Here is a 14,987-nt window from a genome sequence, read left to right as displayed (position 1 = left end):
GCCGCGCAAAGGCCCGTCCCTCTTGGACGCCCTTCACGCCCGCTAGAGGCGTTTCGTTCAATCGTTTCATTCCTAACGAGCGGCTGCTCCGCCCGCTCTTCCCGTGTCCGCAATCCGGTAGACGCAGCGGCGCCCGCCGGAGAGCATGTGCTCTGTGCGCTCGACCTCGACCCCTTCGCCGAGCACGCTGCCGATCATGCCCGTCTCATAGCGGCACAGGCTGACGCAGGCCGCGGCGGCGTCGCAGATGGGACAGTGCTTCTCCGTGAACGTATACGTTCCGTCCGCCTGCCGTTCGTATTCGGCCATGTAGCCCTCGGCCGTGCGGGCTTCGGCCAGACGCCGCAGCTTCTCCTCAAGCGCGGGCTCCGTTCCGTCCTCGCCGGGCGGCAAGGTGTAGACAGCGATCTGCTTGCCGTTGCGGACGGAAAGCAGCTTCTCCAGCCCCTCCTCGCCGAATGTTTCGCGGACGGAATCCATAAGTCCGATGGTCAGCTCCGCGTATCCCGCCGGGAAGAGCCGGTTGGCTTCCGCCGTCAGGCTCCACAGCTTGGCCGGGCGCCCCATCGCGCGGGGCTCCTCCTCGAACGTGATCAACGCCTCATTCTGCAATCCGTACAGATGCTGGCGCACGGCCATGCCGGAGACGCCAAGCATGCCTGCCAGCGTGCCGGCGTCCAGAGGCCCGTGCTGCTTGAGCAGGTTGACGATCGTTCTGCGGGTGCGGGTGGCGCTCGCGCCTTCCTGCTTGTTGTCGGACGGTGACATCTGCATCTCCCCCATTTGCCGGTCTTCTTGCCGTGCGTCCAGCGTAGTACTTATATACTAAAGAAATACGTTGACAAAGTCAAAGAAAAGCCGTTACGATGCTCCATAGCTGACATCATACGTTAAGGAGGGATGCCTGTGTCCCCCGTTAGAACGAATCGGAAAATCGTGACGGCAGGCTTGCTGCTCGGCCTGTTCATCGGCGCGCTCGACGCCACCGTCGTCAGCACCGCGACCAAGAGCATCTCGGCCGACCTGCAGGGCCTGTCGCTGCTGAGCTGGATTTTCTCCATCTACACGCTCACTACATGCGTCTCCACGCCCATCTTCGGCAAACTCGCCGACCTGTTCGGCCGCAGGAGCATCTTCGCCATCGGGCTGCTGCTCTTCGTGCTCGGCTCTGTCCTGTGCGGAGCGGCCGGCAGCATGGAGCAGCTCATCGTATTCCGAGCCATTCAAGGGATTGGAGCAGGCGCCCTGTCTCCTGTCGCCTTCACGATCGCCGGAGACCTGTATCCGGGCGAGGAACGAGGCAAGATCCAGGGCGTTTTCGCCTCCGTGTGGTCGGTAGCCGCTCTTCTGGGGCCGCTTGTAGGCGGCTATTTCGTGGACCAGATCAGCTGGCGCTGGATCTTCTTCATTAATGTTCCGATCGGCATCGTCTCGTTCGCGCTCGTATTCGGGTTCCTGAAGGAAACCGTGAGCCGAAGCGGCAAAAAGATCGATTACGCCGGCGCCGCCGCCTTCACGGTCAGCATCTCGGCCCTGCTCTTCGCCCTGCTCACGGGCGGAGAGACGTATGCCTGGGATTCTCCGCTCATTATCGGCATGTTCGCGGCTGCCGCCGTCTTCCTGATCGTCTTCATCCAGGTGGAGAAAAAAGCCGCCGAGCCGATGCTGCCGCTGGCGCTGCTGGCCGACCGCAGACGCTCCATCCCTTACACCATGGGCTTCTTCATGTTCAGCGTCTCGTCGGGCCTGACGATCTACGCGCCGCTCTGGATTCAGATGCTGCTCGGCAAGTCCGCCACCTTCTCCGGCCTGGCCCTCATGCCGATGTCGATCGCCTGGCCGCTCGCCTCCAATTTGTCGGGCCGCTATCTGCATCGCCTCGGCCCCCGTCCGTTCATCACGGGAGGCGTCATCCTGATCGCCGCCGGATCGATGCTGCTGCTCGCCCTGCAGCCGTCATCGCCGCTCGCCTATCTCATCTTCATCCTGTGCGTCATGGGCTTCGGCATGGGCTGCGTGAACACGCCGATTCTGGTCACGGTCCAAAACTCGGTCGGCTGGGAATCGAGAGGTGTCGCCACCTCGACCAATGCGCTCATGAACGCGCTCGGCCAGACGATCAGCGTTGCGATTTTCGGCCTCGTATTCAACCGATTCTACCGGGAAGGCGGTACCGCTCTTCAGCTGGAGAACGGCCTGCACATGATCTTCATCCTGCTGCTCGGCTTCGCCGCCGTCAACCTGCTGATGCTGTTCCTGCTTCCTTACGGACGCAAGAACGGCCGGCGGATGGCTGCGGAAGGCTGAACATTACGTCAGGCTACAGGACGGCATTTGCGTCCGGCTTGCCCTAAAACCACCCCCTGGCGAAGCTTCCTGCTAATCTGCGCACGGCGTCCGCCACCCTGTAAAGGGAGCTGCCGCAGTGCCTGTCTTGAAGGGAGGCCGATCATGAAACTTCGCGACTGGGATTCCAACCTGAAGCTGCGGCTCGGAGGCGAGTTCGTCCTGAACATCGTTTTCTGGACGTTCTTCCCGTTCCTCTCCATCGTATTCGCCCGCGCCTTCGGCAAAGGCACGGCAGGCCTGCTGATGGTGCTGTCGCAGTCTCTCGCCGTCGCAGCCAACCTGCTCGGAGGCTATTTCACCGACCGCTACGGCCGCAAGCGGATGATGGTCATCGCCGCCTCCGGCCAGGCGATCGGCTACGGCATTTTCGCGGCCGCTTCCTCATCCTGGCTGCCGGTCCCGGCTCTGGCCTTCACCGGCTTCACGATTGCCAGCACCGCTTCTTCGTTCTATTATCCGGCCAGCCAGGCGATGGTCGCGGACGTCGTACCCGAGAAGCATCGCTCGGAAGTATTCGCCGTCTTTTATACCTTTGTCAACATCGCCGTCGTCATCGGACCGCTGCTCGGCTCCGTGCTGTACGTCGGCCATCCAGCCGCCATGCCCGCAGCCGCGAGCGCCGTCTGCGTCACGATGGCCGTCCTCCTGTCGGCCAAGCTGCGCGAGACCAATCCGGCCCAGACATCCTCTCCCGAAGGAGGCACGGCTGCCTCCTCCTGGAAAGAAGCGATGCGGTCTCAGCTGCGGAATTACCGCATCATCGGCTCCGATCGGGTATTCCTGCTGTTCATCGCAGCCGGAATTCTGCTGTCGCAGACCTTCATGCAGCTGGACCTGCTGCTTCCGGTATATCTGGAAGAGACCGTCCATTCCGCAAGCGTATGGAGCAGCTGGGATCTGAAGCTGACCGGCGAGCGGCTGTTCGGCCTGCTTGTCTCGGAGAACGGGCTGCTCGTCGCGCTCTTCACCGTCGCCGTCGCGCGCTGGTCCTCGCTGCTGAAGGATCGCTGGATCTTCATCGGCGGCGCCCTCTGCTACGCCGCCTCCATGGCGCTGTTCAGCCAGGCGGGCGCCGTCTGGAGCCTTGCCGGCGTCATGGTCGTCTTCACGCTGGCCGAGCTCATGTGCGCAGGGCCGCAGCAGATGTTCGTGACGAGGCTTGCGCCGGAGCGGATGAGAGGCCAGTATTTCGCCGCCTCCAGCCTCCGCTTCACAATCGGGCGTACGCTGGCTCCGCTGTCCATTCCTCTGTGCGGCTTGATCGGCTTCAATTGGACGTTCGCGCTGCTGGCGCTGCTGGCCGTCGCGGCGGCCGTCCTGTACAAGATCATGTTTGATTGGTACGACGGCGCCGCTCCTTCCCCCGATGTCCAAGCCAGCGGCAAAACGATCCTCCCGTAGAGGCTACATTCGCCGGTAGAAGGCGCTGCGGTCCGCTCGGATAGACTAGACGTCCCTCCACTTGAAGACGGCAAACCAAAAACGGCCACCATGTGAATGGGAGACCGTTTTTTTTTCGTTTCATGGACAAGCATCCGAAACCATCAGGAATGGCGGGCAAAAATCTGCGCCAAATGATGATCCAGATGGTCGACATAATCATCTGCAAGCCAAGCCAGCGTGACGTTTCCATTCGGGCCTCCGGAGCACACCTTGTCCAGCTCCTCCTCCGACAGCCCTGCCATGACAACGGAAACCTGCCGGTTGAGCGAGGTCCATAGGCTCAGGATATCCTCGACGGGCTGATGATGGTAGTCCATGATGGATACCCACTTGTCCTGCTCATACTTCAGGATGGCATGCGGCTGAGGCTCGTATTGCGCCCGGACGAAACGCTGAAGATTCGTAAGCGCCGAATCGCATAAATGGCCCAGAATCTCCTTTCCAGACCATTTCCCCTCCTCCGGCCTGCGATCGAACCAATGAGGCGGAAGGCTGCGGATTTGGGCGGGCACCTCCCGAATTCTTTCCTCCAGCCGCTCCCTTGCACGGCACATAAGCATCCCTCCGGTTTTTCACCCATTCTACCACGCGTCCTGCGTTCCGGCATCTGCACCTGCCCTCCCTCTGTGTCGATGCTCCCTCCTCCCCCGGCAGCTACCCGCCCGATGCCGCCCGTTCCGCATTTACCCGTCCATGCGCCCAGTACATGCCGGTTCCCTCTATGGGATCGGCGGAAGCCAGCAGGCGTTCCCGGATAGCCGAGGCGTCGAGCCCTTGTCCAGCGAGCAGAGCGGCAACGCCAGACACATGCGGAGCGGCCATGGACGTTCCGCTCAGATACGTATAACGTCCGTACCTGTAAGTCGATACGATCTTTTCTCCCGGAGCGGCCACATCCACCCAGGCGCCGTAGTTGGAAAAAGCCGAATGGACGTCCTCCGCGCCTACGGATCCGACGGAGATGACCTCGTCGTAAGCTGCGGGATAAAGCTTCGCCGGGCTGCCGTCATTGCCGGCCGCCGCCACGATGACCGCGCCTTTGGATGCCGCATAGCGGATCGCATCGCGCAGAACCGCTGATCGGCCCGCTCCGCCGAGGCTGAGATTGATCACCTTCGCGCCTTGATCGGCCGCATAACGGACTCCGGCAGCGATCGTCGCGATCGCCCCCGATCCGTTGCGGTCCAGAACGCGAACCGGCAGCACGAGAGCGTCCGGAGCGATGCCGGCGATGCCGATTCCATTGCCGGTAGCTGCGGCCGCGATGCCGGCTACGTGGGTACCGTGGCCGTTCTGATCTTCCGGCGGCTGTCCGGGCTGCACGAAGTCTTGTCCAGCCAGCAGCTTGGCCGACAAGTCAGGGTGGCTGCCATCCACTCCCGTATCCACGACGGCAAGGATAACGGAAGCTTCGCCGGCAGCCTTGTCCCATGCCTGCTCCGCATGAATCAGCTTCGGACCGTACTGGAGCGGATAAAAGGCATCGTTCGGAGCCAGGCAGCTCCGATAGATATAGTTCGGCTCCGCGTACTCCACCTCCGGATGCTCGTGGTAGGCGTCGCGCAGCAGACGCGCGCTGCGGGAGGCTCGTCCGCCTTTGACATGATGCAGCTTCCCGTTTCCGCGCTCCGCGATGACCTTGCCGCCGCATTGCTCGTGAATCCGGCAGCGGGCCTCCTGCGCCACTCCGTCATGAAACTTCACGAGCAGTTCGCCGGGCACGTGCTCCGGCATGCTCCTCTCTAGTCTCCACCCTCGCCAAGCCGCGCCCGACCATGCGGCGGCAGCCAAAACCGCCGCGCCGGCGGCAGGCAGCCATGTCATGACATCCATTCCGATCACGCCTCCTTCGACCTTGCAGCCTCGACTGCCCTACTACTCTATGGATGCCGGGGAGGCATGGCATGGATGGATGCCTTTGAATCTATTAAATATGCGGATGCCCGCCGCTAGCTGCCCGCCAGCAAGTCCGAGCCGTCAAAAGAGGAAAGGAGTCCTTTCGCTTTTCCCCTTTACGCGCAAACAAAAACCCTCCTGTACCGGAGTGCCCGGCAGGAGGGCTGAAAACCTGCTTATGCTTTCTCTATCTCTATGCTCAATTCCGGCAAAGGCGAGGCAGCCAGCTGCAGACGCGGCGGCCGCCTTCATTTCCGGATCAAGGCGCCGAGAATCGCCAATGCATGCCATGTTTTCTTGACCGGCCGCCGCCGTGCCGCTCCCGGGCCTTTTTCAATGTCTTCCCACATTCGGAGCGGGTTCTCCCCCCTCATCTCCGACTGCTTCAGCTCCGCCATTTTTTCCATGAAGTATTCCTCCATCATCCATCATTCCTCCTTGGCTTCCCTGCTTTTATTATGCTCTGTGCAAAAAGGGTTAAAAAGCGTATAATCACCTCAATACTTTTCCCCTTTTAAACATCCGCACTGCATAGGAGGCCAACCTCAATGTATGCTCAGGAACGCTACTTGACCCTGCTTGGCCGATTTTCGGGCGATACGGACACGGCCCTGCCGGTCGAAGCGACGCTCGAGAATATTGCCGCGGCGCTGTTCTGCACTCCGCGCAACGCCAAGCATATTCTGCGCAGGCTGGAGGATGAGGGGCTTATCCGCTGGCTGCCCGGCCGCGGGCGCGGACACCGCTCGCAGATCGCATTTCTGGCCGACAAGCGCGAATACCTGCTCGAACTGCTGAGAAGCCTTGCAGGCAAAGGCGATTACAAGCAGGCCTTCGAGCTTTTGGAAGGATACGGCAACGAGGTCGAAAAGGCCGAATTCATGGCCTGGCTGGACGGCAGCTTCGGATACCGCAAGGAACAGGGAGAGGGAGGAGCCTATGCGGCGGATACGCTGCGCTTTCCAGTCGTCTCGTCCTTCTCGACCTTCGATCCGGCTCAAATCAACTATGCCCTCGACGGTCATTTGGCTCGCCAGATCTACGACCGCCTCCTGCAGTTCGACGATCTCGAGCAGGTCATGCTGCCAGGAGCGGCGCATCATTGGACTTCCAGCGACGACGCCAGGGAGTGGACCTTCTTTCTCAAGAAAGGCATCCGGTTCCATCACGGTCCGGAGATGACCTCCGCCGACGTGAAATTCACCTTCGACCGGCTTCGGGCCTCTGTGGACAACGGCTGGCTGATGAGGGGGGTGGACGAAATCGAGACGATCGGACCGCGCGTCGTCCGCTTTCGCCTCCGCAAGCCGAACCATATCTTCAGCCGTTTCGTCTGCGCCGCGGCCGCTTCCCTGCTGCCTGCCGGCTTCGGAGGCCGCAGCGAGCAGGACTTCTGGAAACTGCCGTCCGGCAGCGGCCCTTTCCGGATGATCCATGCCAGCGACAGCTGCGTGGAGCTCGCTGCCCATCCGTCCTATCACCAAGGCCGGCCTTACCTCGACGGCGTGGACATCGTCATCATGCCCAAGGATTTTCGGCCCCGGATCGAAGGCACGCCGGAGATCTTCCGGCCGCGGGACGGATTGGGAAAGAGCTGGGCGGGCGAACATGCCTCCGCCACAGCCGACTGGCTCGCGCTGCAAAAGCTGTGCCGCGGCTGCACCCTCCTGTCCTGGAATCTCCAGCGCTCAGGCCCGCAGCAGTCCGAAGCCTTCCGCAGGGCGGTAAAAATGATTTTGGATCCCGTCCAGATGGTCGCGGATCTGGGGGGAGACCGCGCGCTGCCGGCTTACAGCTTTCTTCCCGATGTCAGCATGGCACGCACGCCCGAGCCGCCGCGCACCGAACGCATCCGTGCGGCTTTGCGGGATTCGGAGTATGCCGGAGCTCCTCTGCGGCTGACTGCCAACCCCAAATACGCTGAAGATGTCCAATGGATCCAGAAGCGCCTCCAGGAATGGGGCATCGCGCTCGACACGCGGCTCAGCCCGACTGCTTCCTGCCGGAATCTAGGAACGCCGGAGACCGATGTGACGGTTTTCGGCCTTGTCCTTGCCGATGACGAGGTCGATGAAATCGAAGCTTACGAGCATGGTGGCTGCGTCATGTCGAACTACTTCGACGAAGAGAGAAGGTTCTGGATCCGCGAGCGGGTCGATGCCGCCCTGGCCGAATCTCTTCCGGAGAGGCGCAGCCAGATCATGCGGCAGATCGAGGAGCAGCTGCGCGACGAGGCCTCGCTGATCTTCCTTCATCATCAGCAGCTCCAGACCTACCTTCATCCCAGCGTTCAGGGCGCGAGGCTGAATACGCTCGGCTGGATCGACTTCAAGGAAGTATGGCTGGAGAGCTGCCTGGACGTCGGCGGCACCAGGGAAGCCGGGAAGCTTGTGTCCGGCTCCTTGAGCTGAATTGGACACGAAAAACTGCTAGCAAAAGACCCGTTCGCCATCAACGAACGGGTCTTTGTTATGGGCCTCTTGTTTAAGGGAAGAAGAAGTCATTCCGTCCGTTAAAAGCCAGAATTTGCTCGCGAGCAGCCCACGCTCAGGACTAGAGGGGCAGCCGCACCGTCATGACGGTCCCCCGCCCGAGCTCGCTCTCCGCTTCGACCGAGCCCCCGTGCAAGTTGACGATCCGCTGCACGATGGACAGTCCGAGCCCGCTGCCGCTGCCTCCTTCTCCATCGTGGCGGCGCGATTTGTCCGCTTTGTGGAACCGCTCGAAGATGCGGGAAAGCTCATCCGGCGCGATGCCCGGTCCCGTATCGCGGACCGATACGCTCCAGAAGCCGTCCTCTTGCCTGAGCTCGATGCCCAGGACGCCTCCCCGGCCCGTAAATTTGACGGCATTGCCGATCAGATTCAGCCATACCTCGTACATAAGGCTCTGGTCGGCGGCCACGGTCGTCTCGGGCAATTCCAGCTCCAGCTGAAGCTCCTTGTCTGTCCACTGCCACTCCAGCATGAGCAGCGCTTGACGCAGCTGCTCATCCAGCCGGTACGGCTGCCGGTGCAGCACCCGCTCCTGACGGTCGACGTCGGCAAGCATCAGCAGCTGGCGGCTGAGCGAGGACAGCCTCCGGCTCTCCTCGTCGATGACGGCCAGATAACGCCGGGTCTCCAGCGCATCCGGAGCCGGCTTGCTGTCCAGAAGGGTGCGGATGAAGCCCCGGATGGACGTCAGCGGAGACTGGAATTCATGGGACACATTCGCCACGAACTCCTGGCGCATCCGGTCCAGATCGCGGATGGACCGCGCCATCGTAGAGAAGCGGCGGCCGAGCTCGCCGATCTCATCGCGCCGGGACGTGTCGATGCTCACCTCGTAATCGCCTCCGGCGATGCGCTGCGCCGCTCTCGTCAGCCGCTTCACCGGCTGCACGATGAGGCTGCTGAGCGCGGCGATCAGCAGCAGGCTGATGCCGAACGTGCTGACGAGCAGCACCGCCACGATTACGCGCACCTCCCCGATCTGGCGCTCCAGATCGGGACGGATGAAGACGGCAGCCGTTCCTTCCGCCGTCTTCAGCGGAAAGCCGTACGTATTGCGGGCGCTGTTCTCGAAGTAGGCGAACAGCTTGAAGCGCCTGTTCTCCTCCGACATGCCATGGTAGGCGCCCCCCTCCCTCACCTTCTCCACCTGGCTTGCCGAAGGAAACCGCTCGTGGCGGAAAGCTGTCCCGTAGGCGTGCCTGTCGCCTGAGGGACCGACTGTATACAGCTGGTAGCCAAGGCCCGCAATGCCTCCGAGCAGCGTCGGCAGATCCTCCTGCGGCGCTCCGTCATGCAAGGCCTTGACCTGATCCGCCGCCTGCTCCATGTTCGCTTCATTATTGGCATTGAGCCGGTAATCGTAATAAAGGCTGGTGAGCAGCATGCCTCCGATGCTGCTGAGCAGCGCGATCAAGACAAAGGTAAGGACGATGCGGAAATACAGGCTCTTCACGATGGGCCGCCCCCGGTCTCCAGCTTGTAGCCGAGGCCCCGGATCGTCGTGATGACGAAGTCGTTCCGGCAAGGCTCGAATCTTTCCCTTAAACGCTTCACATGCACGTCGACGGTCCGGCTGTCTCCCTCATAGTCCGTTCCCCAGATCATGGAGATGAGCTGCTCCCGGGTATGGATTCGGCCCGGCTGGCTGGCAAGCTGAGCCAGCAGCTGAAATTCGCGCAGCGGCAGGACGATGCTCTGCCCGGCGGCCGTCACCTCGTAGCTCCCTCGGTCGATCGTCACGCCCCCCAGCCGGATGACCTCCGAGCTGGCCATCCGGTACCGGCGCAGCAGCGCCTTGATCCGGAACAGCAGCTCCTGCGGCTCGAAAGGCTTCACGAGGTAATCGTCCGTTCCGGCCTCGAAGCCCCTTTCCTTGTCCTCCATCGCTCCCTTGGCCGTCAGCAGGATGACCGGCAGATCGTAGTGGCGGCGAATCTCCTCCGTCAGCTCCAGTCCGTCCTTATGGGGCATCATGACATCGACGACGGCCAGATGTACCTGCCCGGCTTCCAGCATGGACACCGCTTCTTGTCCGTCCGCGGCTTCGCTCACGGCATATCCCTCGCGTGTCAGCACGAGCCTCAGCAGCTCGCGGATATGTGGATCGTCGTCGGCGACCAGAATATGGATACGCATAGGCATGAGCCTCCCGGTGGTTGGAATCCTTCAAATCAACTGTTGGTATCATGACGGATGTATGCTCCGATTTCAACTTTCACCTTAGACGGAGGATCAAAAAAAGCCAGGCAGAAATTCTGGCTGGCCTGATCGTACGAAAAGCCTCCTGCAGGCTTTCCGTAAAAATGGAGCGGATTTAGTTGATCTTGATCAGAGTCAGAGCGGCTCCTTGTCCGCCCTGCAGAATAATCGCTCCCAGCATGCCGCTCGCACTCAGCTGAACCGTAGATCCGGCTGAAAGGGTTACGATTCCGCTCGCTTGCCAAGTCGACCTCGACTGGTTAGGGATAATGGCCAAGCTGTTGACGCCAGTCCCGTTGACGAGAAGATTCGAACTCACCAGGCTAACCGCGGTCGTCTGGATCGAGTACGAAACATAGTAGGTTCCGGATTCATTCACGGTGACTTCCGTGTTTCCCGCATTCATGGTAAAGGAAGAATTGTATTCGACAGAGGGCAGCGGAATTGCAGTTCCCCCTAAGACAACGGCAACGACCGATCCGCTCGTATTGGCCGCGTAAAAGGCTTGCAGAGCAGCGGCTCCAGAAGGGCCGGGAAGGCCTTGTTCTCCCTGAATGCCTTGAGGTCCCTGAACGCCTTGAGGCCCCTGAGGTCCCGTTGCTCCAGCTGGGCCCGTGTCGCCTTTATCGCCTTTGGCGCCGGCAGGGCCCTGAGGACCTGCCGGACCCGCTGCTCCTGCTGCTCCTGTCGCACCAACAGCACCTGTCGACCCCGCCGGCCCCGTCGCTCCGGTGTCGCCCTTATCGCCCTTGGCACCTTGGGCCCCAGTCGGACCTGCCGGGCCGGCTGCTCCCGTCGACCCCGCCGGTCCCGCCGCTCCGGTGTCGCCCTTATCGCCCTTGGCACCTTGAGCCCCGGCCTGACCTTCCGGGCCGGCTGCTCCTGGCGTTCCCGCCGGTCCCGTCGCCCCGGTGTCGCCTTTATCGCCCTTGGCACCCGTGTCGCCCTTATCGCCCTTGGCCCCGGTATCGCCTTTTTCCCCTTTGGCACCGGTATCGCCTTTTCCAGCGGAAACAGAAGCATCCTTCTTGGACGGAAGAATCAATTGCTTCGCCGCAGCATTCCACTCCACGGTTATACCGAGTGCCATGGACAGGGCTCGCACAGGCAAGTACAGCGTGCCGTTAAGCGAGAGGGGCAGCACCTGCTTCCCGGCGGCATCCGTCAGTTGGGTCTGGATTCCGTTCAGATAGACCTGGACCGCTACCGGTTCCGCCGCGACCTGCTTACCGGCAGGAACCGATTCAACCGCAACGGGGGAAGACGCATCTTCCGATGAGGTCAGATAAACAGCCTTCTTCGCGCTGTCCCAATCGGCCTGAATGCCTGTCGCAGCGGCAATCAGCCGCAGCGGCACATACAACGTCCCATTCGCGTTGATGGAATTCGCCACCAACCGACTCTCGCCAAACACGATTGGCGTAGTACCCGTAATCGCCTGCTGCTTCGGCGCAGCCCCTGCAATCGTTGCCGCCAGAACGGAAGCAAGCAGCAAAGCGGACACGGCAGCGCCCGTTTTTTTCACCAGCATACCTAAACCCCCCGCAAGTGTGGAAATAAGCCCTCGAAAGAATGCATCGCCCAAATAATCTGAAGTAAGATAGGTATGGATGGAGCCCGCAATAATTGAGAGTCTGCATCTCACTTAGGACCATTTAAATATACCATTGCATGATAATCGTGAATATATATCCATAAATAAACACCTGGAACACAACTGCAGGCGGCAATCGGCGATGCAATCGTTGCTGTCAGCCGAATTCCTTCCTCTTTTCCTGCCGGAGTACTATACTTGCAAGAGAATAATACGCTCAGAAAGGAAGCCGCCCATGTCACCTAGCAAAACCGATCCGCGCGTGCTGCGGACGCGCCGGCTGCTGCGCGAAGCTCTCGTCCAGCTCATGGAAGAGCGTGGAATGGACAACTTCTCCGTCCAGGAGCTCGCGGATCAGGCGACGATCAAACGAGCGACATTCTATTTGCATTACGAGGACAAGCAGGCTTTGCTGGACGAATATATCGGCGAGCTTCTGCAGGAGCTCCGGGATGCCGTCTCGACCTCCGAGGCCGATGGCGAAGGGTTCGATTATCTCCGCGGCGAGCCGCATCCAAGCTTTGTGAAGCTGTTCCATCATATAAGCGACCGTTATTCCGTCTACTATGCCATGCTGGTCCGCAATCGAGTGCCCCAGCTTGCTTCGGGAATGCTGAATGTTATCCACGACTTCGTATCGGACGGCATGGCCTTTGCCCAGCCCGACGACAGCCTGCTCACGGCAAGGCGCGAGGTTGCCGTCAAATACGCAGAAGCCGCCATTCTCGAGGTCGTCATCTGGTGGATTGAGAAGCAGATGCCGTACGAGGAAAGGGATATCGCCGCCCAGCTGATGAATCTGTCCATACTCGGTCCCTATAAGGTGCTGCCGGAACAAAAAGACCGTACGACGTAAAAAAGGCTGTTCCTGATCACGCAATGCGATCTTGGAACAGCCTTGCTGCTTGTTCTGGCTTAGAGCGCCGTCCAGCCGCCGTCGATGACCAGCTCGGCGCCGGTCATGAAGCGGGCTTCGTCGGAAGCGAGGAACAGCACGCCGTAGGCGACATCCTCCGGCTTGCCCATGTAAGGAAGCTGTGTGAACGTCTGGTAGAACGGCATCGCGTCCTTCATGGAAGGCTCCGTCATCGGAGTGACGATGATGCCGGGATGGACGGAGTTGACGCGGATGCTCTGCTTGGCGTACTCGACCGCCGCTGCTTTGGTCAGCGTGCGGAGGCCGCCCTTGGCCGCCGTGTAGGCGCTCGATCCGGCCATGCCGACGATTCCGCCGATCGAGGAGATGTTGACGATAGAACCGGAGCCGGCCTTCTGCATCTCCGGAATGACAGCTTTCATGCCGAGGACACAGCCGGTCAGGTTGATGTCCAGGACGCGGTTCCATTCCGTCAGGTCGAAGCTCGCAATCGTGCGCGTCGACGCAATGCCCGCATTGTTGACGAGGATATCCACCTTGCCGTAGAGGCGGACAGCCTCGTCGACGACATGCTGCCACTCTTCCTCGGAAGCTACATTATGCTTGATCGCTGTTGCCTCGCCGCCAGCCGTCCTGATCTCGGCAGCGACCTTCTCCAGCTCGGAGATATTCACATCCGTCATCACGACCCGGGCTCCCTCGCGGGCGAACAGGCGGGCCTCCTCCGCTCCCATGCCGGTTGCCGCACCGGTTACAATGGCTGTTTTACCCTCTAAACGCGCCATATAAAAATCTCCTCTCGGATAAAGGTTGGTCCTGCAGCGGCTCTTGTAACCGCTTTAGCCTTGCAGGTTAAGTATAAGACATTACGTCCATTTTGTGAAGTAATGATCAATATGTATATTAAGTTGGGTTTGGAAAAAAATTCATGATCTGCTCCGCAGCCGCCTTCCTTCGACATTCCGTCTGTCATTTCCCAGGAAATCGACTTTTGATTCGCAGGAACATTACGGGGAGAAAGGGAAAGCCTAGATTCGCTTAAGACGGCCTTGATGGAAATGAACAGCGCAACGATTTTTGAAGCGAACCACAGCGGAAGGGAAGAAAAAACGCGGCGCAGATGAACTGCGGCGCGCTTTTGGATGGATTTATTTGGTATCCTTTTCAGCTTTATCGTTTTTCTCTCCTGTGCGGCATGCTTGTCCCAGAGCCTCGGCGAATTCAACCTCGTTGCTGGAGCCCAGCTTGGCTCCGAACTGATCCAGCCTTCCGGGATGCCCTGCGGGACCTGAGTTTTTCGGCTTGCTGTTTCGTCCTGACATAGATGTCGGCCTCCTAAGGAATCATAATGATTGCCCTATAGGTTCCCCGAGTGCGGGAGCGGATTATTCAGCCCGTCGATGATTTGAGGCGAGCTTGCCTCGCTTTCATTGGAGCCGGCCCGCTCAAACAAGCGAAGGGATGCCCCTCAGCCATTTTCATGACTTATGGGACATCCCCAATATGCGGGACAGGCAGGCCTTATGGCCTGTCCGACTAGGCTCTACTCGCGGATTTCGGCGATCAGCTCGATCTCTACGGGCGTATGGAACGGCAGATCGCTCGTGCCGATGGCGCTGCGGGCATGGCGTCCGTTCTCGCCGAACACCTCGATGAGCAGATCGGAGGCGGCGTTCATGACGTAAGGCTGATCGCCGAAGCCCGGAGCGCTGTTCACGAAGCCGAGCAGCTTGACGATTTTGACGACGCGGTCAAGGTCGCCAAGATAAGCCTTCATCGCCGCAAGCAGGTTGATGACGATCTGGCGGGCGGCCTCCTGGCCTTGCTGTATCGTCAGGTCGGAGCCGACCTTGCCCTCATGCATGAGAACGCCGTCGATGCGGCAGTCGAAGCCGGATGTGTAGATCAGGTTGCCGGTCTGATTGACCGGTATGTAGGAAAATTTCGGCGCCGGAAGCTCCGGGAGCGTGATGCCGAGCTCGGCGAGGCGTTGGTCGATTTTAGACATGTTCATCGATCCTTTCATCAGGAACTAGTAATGGGCAAGTGTTTGCGGCCTCAAAGGACTGCATGGGATGACGGCAGCCCGTTCATCCCGTCATGCTGTTCGGCAAGCTCGAATTGAATGGTCCGA

14 protein-coding genes are annotated in these 14,987 nt (G+C 60.4%); 4 read left to right on the top strand and 10 right to left on the bottom strand.

Annotation, left to right across the window (positions count from 1 at the left end; all coding sequences use genetic code 11):
* Positions 1-72: 72 nt before the first annotated feature.
* Positions 73-768, bottom strand: coding sequence for a helix-turn-helix transcriptional regulator (locus tag VE23_RS18625; RefSeq protein ID WP_048748629.1), 696 nt, complete (start codon positions 766-768; stop codon positions 73-75).
* 138 nt (positions 769-906) lie between these two features.
* On the opposite strand from VE23_RS18625, the gene VE23_RS18620 reads away from it, so the two are divergent.
* Entirely contained in the window at positions 907-2,307 is a 1,401-nt protein-coding gene (locus VE23_RS18620) for an MDR family MFS transporter (RefSeq protein ID WP_232316995.1), read from the top strand.
* A gap of 144 nt (positions 2,308-2,451) precedes the next feature.
* Positions 2,452-3,750: an MDR family MFS transporter gene (locus VE23_RS18615; RefSeq protein WP_049868771.1), complete on the top strand. Its 1,299-nt coding sequence runs from the start codon at positions 2,452-2,454 to the stop codon at positions 3,748-3,750.
* Positions 3,751-3,893: 143 nt separating this feature from the next.
* Here the strand turns inward: VE23_RS18615 and VE23_RS18610 are convergent, their stop codons facing one another.
* The 3 genes from VE23_RS18610 to VE23_RS26630 form a co-directional block, all read right to left on the bottom strand.
* Entirely contained in the window at positions 3,894-4,346 is a 453-nt protein-coding gene (locus VE23_RS18610; RefSeq protein ID WP_049868770.1) for a DinB family protein, read from the bottom strand.
* A gap of 100 nt (positions 4,347-4,446) precedes the next feature.
* The gene (locus tag VE23_RS18605) at positions 4,447-5,625 is read right to left on the bottom strand and encodes a S8 family peptidase (protein WP_049868769.1); all 1,179 of its coding nucleotides are present in this window, start codon (positions 5,623-5,625) and stop codon (positions 4,447-4,449) included.
* Between the two features lie 311 nt (positions 5,626-5,936).
* The gene (locus VE23_RS26630; protein WP_157053994.1) at positions 5,937-6,113 is read right to left on the bottom strand and encodes a hypothetical protein; all 177 of its coding nucleotides are present in this window, start codon (positions 6,111-6,113) and stop codon (positions 5,937-5,939) included.
* 123 nt (positions 6,114-6,236) lie between these two features.
* Between VE23_RS26630 and VE23_RS18600 the strand changes: the two genes are divergently transcribed.
* Positions 6,237-8,099, top strand: coding sequence for an ABC transporter substrate-binding protein (locus VE23_RS18600; protein ID WP_049868768.1), 1,863 nt, complete (start codon positions 6,237-6,239; stop codon positions 8,097-8,099).
* Between the two features lie 142 nt (positions 8,100-8,241).
* On the opposite strand, the gene VE23_RS18595 is transcribed toward VE23_RS18600, so the two are convergent.
* From VE23_RS18595 to VE23_RS18585, 3 genes are all read right to left on the bottom strand, one after another.
* Complete coding sequence (locus VE23_RS18595; protein WP_048748620.1) at positions 8,242-9,636, bottom strand: sensor histidine kinase; 1,395 nt, start codon at positions 9,634-9,636, stop codon at positions 8,242-8,244.
* A complete protein-coding gene (locus tag VE23_RS18590; RefSeq protein ID WP_049868767.1) occupies positions 9,633-10,319 on the bottom strand; it encodes a response regulator transcription factor in 687 nt (228 codons plus the stop codon). The genes VE23_RS18595 and VE23_RS18590 overlap by 4 nt, the downstream gene beginning before the upstream one ends.
* A 178-nt stretch (positions 10,320-10,497) precedes the next feature.
* Positions 10,498-11,913, bottom strand: coding sequence for a BclA C-terminal domain-containing protein (locus VE23_RS18585; protein ID WP_049868766.1), 1,416 nt, complete (start codon positions 11,911-11,913; stop codon positions 10,498-10,500).
* A 298-nt stretch (positions 11,914-12,211) separates the two neighbouring features.
* Between VE23_RS18585 and VE23_RS18580 the strand changes: the two genes are divergently transcribed.
* The gene (locus VE23_RS18580) at positions 12,212-12,832 is read left to right on the top strand and encodes a TetR/AcrR family transcriptional regulator (RefSeq protein ID WP_049868765.1); all 621 of its coding nucleotides are present in this window, start codon (positions 12,212-12,214) and stop codon (positions 12,830-12,832) included.
* A 59-nt stretch (positions 12,833-12,891) separates the two neighbouring features.
* Here the strand turns inward: VE23_RS18580 and VE23_RS18575 are convergent, their stop codons facing one another.
* The 3 genes from VE23_RS18575 to VE23_RS18570 form a co-directional block, all read right to left on the bottom strand.
* Positions 12,892-13,638, bottom strand: coding sequence for an SDR family NAD(P)-dependent oxidoreductase (locus VE23_RS18575; protein WP_048744496.1), 747 nt, complete (start codon positions 13,636-13,638; stop codon positions 12,892-12,894).
* Positions 13,639-14,001: 363 nt separating this feature from the next.
* Positions 14,002-14,175 carry a hypothetical protein gene (locus VE23_RS27120; RefSeq protein WP_021881835.1) on the bottom strand — a complete coding sequence of 58 codons (174 nt, stop codon included), beginning with the start codon at positions 14,173-14,175 and terminating at the stop codon, positions 14,002-14,004.
* Positions 14,176-14,396: 221 nt separating this feature from the next.
* Entirely contained in the window at positions 14,397-14,861 is a 465-nt protein-coding gene (locus VE23_RS18570; RefSeq protein WP_048744495.1) for a RidA family protein, read from the bottom strand.
* Between the last annotated feature and the right edge of the window lie 126 nt (positions 14,862-14,987).

Source organism: Paenibacillus sp. D9 (assembly GCF_001188365.1).
Lineage (GTDB): Bacteria > Bacillota > Bacilli > Paenibacillales > Paenibacillaceae > Paenibacillus_O > Paenibacillus_O humicus.
Note: the sequence above shows the minus strand (reverse complement) of the source record. Positions and strands in the feature narration are given on the sequence as shown.

Bases quoted from the DNA above. Each gene is read 5' to 3' on its own strand.
- VE23_RS18625 (WP_048748629.1), bottom strand. From the start codon at position 768: ATGTCACCGTCCGACAACAAGCAGGAAGGCGCGAGCGCCACCCGCACC.
- VE23_RS18615 (WP_049868771.1), top strand. From the start codon at position 2,452: ATGAAACTTCGCGACTGGGATTCCAACCTGAAGCTGCGGCTCGGAGGC.
- VE23_RS18610 (WP_049868770.1), bottom strand. From the start codon at position 4,346: ATGTGCCGTGCAAGGGAGCGGCTGGAGGAAAGAATTCGGGAGGTGCCC.
- VE23_RS18605 (WP_049868769.1), bottom strand. From the start codon at position 5,625: ATGGATGTCATGACATGGCTGCCTGCCGCCGGCGCGGCGGTTTTGGCT.
- VE23_RS26630 (WP_157053994.1), bottom strand. From the start codon at position 6,113: ATGATGGAGGAATACTTCATGGAAAAAATGGCGGAGCTGAAGCAGTCG.
- VE23_RS18600 (WP_049868768.1), top strand. From the start codon at position 6,237: ATGTATGCTCAGGAACGCTACTTGACCCTGCTTGGCCGATTTTCGGGC.
- VE23_RS18590 (WP_049868767.1), bottom strand. From the start codon at position 10,319: ATGCGTATCCATATTCTGGTCGCCGACGACGATCCACATATCCGCGAG.
- VE23_RS18585 (WP_049868766.1), bottom strand. From the start codon at position 11,913: ATGCTGGTGAAAAAAACGGGCGCTGCCGTGTCCGCTTTGCTGCTTGCT.
- VE23_RS18580 (WP_049868765.1), top strand. From the start codon at position 12,212: ATGTCACCTAGCAAAACCGATCCGCGCGTGCTGCGGACGCGCCGGCTG.
- VE23_RS18575 (WP_048744496.1), bottom strand. From the start codon at position 13,638: ATGGCGCGTTTAGAGGGTAAAACAGCCATTGTAACCGGTGCGGCAACC.
- VE23_RS27120 (WP_021881835.1), bottom strand. From the start codon at position 14,175: ATGTCAGGACGAAACAGCAAGCCGAAAAACTCAGGTCCCGCAGGGCAT.
- VE23_RS18570 (WP_048744495.1), bottom strand. From the start codon at position 14,861: ATGTCTAAAATCGACCAACGCCTCGCCGAGCTCGGCATCACGCTCCCG.